Here is a 3,014-nt window from a genome sequence, read left to right as displayed (position 1 = left end):
ATCCAAACGTTCTAAGGGATTGCCTTTCTCTGATAGTTTTGACAAGATTTTTTCATCGTCTGTGAATAAATGCATGACAGATCTCCTCATTACTTTTTATTCTATTATCTCATTTTGGGGAAATTTAGGAAGTTTTTAGAGGTCCCCATCTATTATTTTGATAGTAGTCGCTGGACTACTCGCCATTTTCTTAGTCGGACGGCAGGTCATCAAACAAGAAAATCTGACTAAACCTACGGTAGATTTAACCGTCTATACGGTTTCTTCTAGTGATACCAAAAAATGGAAGGAAGTACGACAAGTAGAAACAGCAGATGCTATTTACCTAATAACGGTAAAAGAAGCCACATCTTCAGAAGAAGTCTTTTCCAAGGTCATTGAAGATGGAGCAGCTATGGGGTTCGGAGTTAGTGAAGAAGAAGTGAAACAATTTAACAATAGTTTAGGGGAGAAGATCATAGAAGATGCTAAGCATAATACATTAATTGGAATTGACTTCTTTACTTTTTCTACTGATGACGAGGGATTTGTGGTAGCAAATTTTGACTACGGAAAAGAAGAATTTAATTCTCAGAAAGAAGGAAGGAAAGAGCTTTATAAACACCTATATGAAGCGTTTAAAAAGTAAAAGCTTATAAAACGGGTGAAATTCTGGACAAACGTCCTCGTGTCTTGTGTAATTGGGTTCAGCCTAAAACCTCGGGAAAAAGATACACCTGTTTCAGCTTTAGCTGATTACAGGTGTGACCCCTTTAGTGATAGACTTTCTTGTGTCCCGAGACACGGCGTCAGTCTTCTGTTTTCATTCGTTTTTTTCTCGACTTCACATCTTAGTGAATTGAACTCGAGCTAGAGGGGCTGGCAAATCGCCAACCCTTTTTCCTATTATAGATGAACACCTTTTTCTACCAAGGCTTCTAGCTCTGTCAAACGGGCTTCAAAGACCTTGAAGGCATCATTTAAGTAGTCTTCCTTGGTCATATCGACACCAGCCTTTTTGATAACATTGAGTGGATAGTCCGAACTACCTGCTTTCAGGTAATCCAGATAATGTTCCTTATCTTCTGGGCTTCCATGCACAATCTTATGAGAGAGGGCAGATGCTGCCGCAAATCCTGTCGCATACTGATAGACATAGAAGTTGTAATAGAAGTGTGGGATCCGAGCCCATTCAAATTGAATGTCTGGATTTTCTTCGGCAGACAAGCCATAATATTTCTCATTGATAGTAGCATACAGATGATTCAAGAAATCTGCTGTCAGTACTTCCCCTTCTTGATCTGCCTTATAGATCGCCTGTTCAAATTCAGCGAACTGGGTCTGGCGGAATACTGTCCCTCTGAAACCATCCAAGTAGTGGTTCAAAATAGCAAAGCGCGCCTTATCATCTTCCACTTCCGATAATAATTTTTCTGTCAACAGATTTTCATTGGTCGTAGAAGCAATCTCTGCCAAGAAAATCGAATAATGACCATAGACATAAGGCTGGTTCTTACGAGTAAACATGGAATGAAGTGAGTGACCTGTTTCATGGATAAGAGTATAGAGATTATCCAAGGTATCCTGCCAGTTCAAGAGCATGAAAGCATTGGTATCATAAGCACCACCTGAATAAGCCCCAGAGCGTTTCCCTTCATTCTCATACACATCAATCCAGCGATTCTCAAATGCTTCTTTCACCTGTGCACTGTACGCATCACCAAAAATGGTCAAGGTATCTGCCGCCTTTTCCAAAGCATCTTCATAGGTGAATTTGTAATCTACATCAGAAAGTGGTGTGTACATGTCGTACATCTTCAAATCATCAATGCCGAGTAAGGTCTTACGCAAGTTGATATAGCGATGTAGGAGCGGTAAATGCTTATTAACAGCTGCTACCAATGTATCATAGACAGACTCTGGAATAAAGTTTTGAGCCAAGGCTGCCTGACGAGCGCTATCGTATTTCCGCAAGCGGGCTTTTAGGTTATTGACCTTGATATTTGATTGCAAAGTCTTAGCATAGGTATGTTGGAATTGTTCATAGGTGCCGTACAAGGCTTCATAGGCCTCCTGACGGACCTTACGATTGCTTGATTCCATAAAGGAAATGTAGCTACCGTGTGAGAGCGGCACAAGGTTTCCCTCTTCGTTGATAATCTCTGGGAAAGAAATACTTGCATTATCAAGGACAGAAAAGGTCTCTGATGGTGCATTAAAGATTTCACTGGTTGCTGCCAGCACCTCTTCTACTTCCTGCGATAAGACATGCGCCTTTCCTGCCAATAATTTCTCAAATTGGTGGCTGTATTGCTTCAGAGCAGGTTCTTCTTCCATAAAAGCTGCTAGCTGCTCTTCTGTCACTGCTAAAAATTCTGGCTCATAGAAAGCAAAGGCTTGTGAAAGCGCTGAATACAGTCCCAAGGCCTTGGCTTGAAATTCCTGGTATTTTCCTTCCCGAGTGTCTTGGTCATTTTTCATAGACGCATAGACATACAGGGTCTCCATGCGACGCATAAGCTCCAGCTGGCTCTCACTGATTTCGAGCAGGCTCTTAGCCGAATCGAGTAGGTGACCCGCAAAACCAGCAGTCGCTTCTACATCTGCTTGAAGGGCTACGAGTTCCGCTTCCCATGCTTCATCTGTCGGAAAAATCGTAGTCAAATCCCATTGATATCTTTCATCAATTTCCTTACGTTGTTTTGTCATCTTGTTTTACCTCCGTCCCCCTATTATATCATAAAACAAGATACGAGAGCGTGAAAAGCACACAGTGAAAACATACTAAGCTTAGTAGAGAAGAATTCTCCGACGGGAGATAGCTTCTCTACTTTTTCTTTATGATAAAGTAGAAGTGTCTTGTTATGTCGTATTTCCTTTTGACGCTTGACGTCGTAGTGAAAACAGGCAAGACACTTGTTTTAGGCAGAATTTTATCAAAGTATGTGGGACGCCCGACGTCGTGTATTGAAAATGAAATCACTAAAACAAATCATCATTCAAGACAAAGAGGTAATCATCATGCGAGTAGTATT

Annotated in this window: 2 protein-coding genes; one reads left to right on the top strand and one right to left on the bottom strand. The window is 41.2% G+C overall.

Annotation, left to right across the window (positions count from 1 at the left end):
- The first annotated feature begins 151 nt into the window (after positions 1–151).
- The gene (locus BU200_RS10285; protein WP_075100035.1) at positions 152–628 is read left to right on the top strand and encodes a hypothetical protein; all 477 of its coding nucleotides are present in this window, start codon (positions 152–154) and stop codon (positions 626–628) included.
- Positions 629–885: 257 nt separating this feature from the next.
- Here the strand turns inward: BU200_RS10285 and pepF are convergent, their stop codons facing one another.
- Complete coding sequence (gene pepF / locus BU200_RS10280; RefSeq protein WP_075100034.1) at positions 886–2,688, bottom strand: oligoendopeptidase F; 1,803 nt, start codon at positions 2,686–2,688, stop codon at positions 886–888.
- Between the last annotated feature and the right edge of the window lie 326 nt (positions 2,689–3,014).

This window comes from Streptococcus acidominimus (genome assembly GCF_001921825.1).
In the GTDB taxonomy this organism is placed as follows: domain Bacteria; phylum Bacillota; class Bacilli; order Lactobacillales; family Streptococcaceae; genus Streptococcus; species Streptococcus acidominimus.
The sequence above is the reverse complement of the archived record's forward strand: the minus strand, read 5'-3'. Positions and strand labels throughout refer to the sequence as shown.